At 42.5% G+C, this 442-nt stretch carries 1 protein-coding gene; it reads left to right on the top strand.

Going from position 1 to position 442, the window contains the following annotated elements; translation table 11 throughout:
- Nucleotides 1-52: 52 nt before the first annotated feature.
- The coding region (locus EN885_RS33175) for an ATP-binding protein (RefSeq protein WP_164897985.1) at nucleotides 53-442 on the top strand (390 nt) is incomplete at its 3' end.

The raw sequence follows: 442 nt of genomic DNA, 5'->3' as shown, positions 1-442 counted from the left end.
CGATAATATAAGGGGAGGCAGCTATTACAAGTAATAATTAAATCACAAAGACATGAATCAAAATGTATTAGAACAAATGAAAGCCTTACGGCTTTATGGTATGCACCGTGCTTTTACCACCACGCTCCGCTCAGATAGCGTCCCATACACCAATGATGAACTTATAGCATACCTGCTACAGTCAGAATGGGACGACAGGGAGAACAGAAAAACAGAACGCCTTACTACAGCAGCAAAGTTCAGGTATAAGGCTGTTACGGAAGATATTGATTATGACCCGGAAAGGAATATCGATAAAAACCAGGTCCTGCGATTTACAGCCTGTGATTTTATCACTAAAAAAGAACACATCCTCATTACAGGGAGTACAGGAACCGGAAAAAGCTATATAGCATCGGCCATAGGCCACCAGGCCTGCGCTCTGGGATACAAGGTTATGTAC

Origin of the sequence: Mesorhizobium sp. M6A.T.Cr.TU.014.01.1.1 (assembly GCF_004022765.1) — a bacterium.
Classification (GTDB): Bacteria; Pseudomonadota; Alphaproteobacteria; order Rhizobiales; family Rhizobiaceae; genus Mesorhizobium; species Mesorhizobium mediterraneum.
The sequence above is the reverse complement of the archived record's forward strand: the minus strand, read 5'-3'. Positions and strand labels throughout refer to the sequence as shown.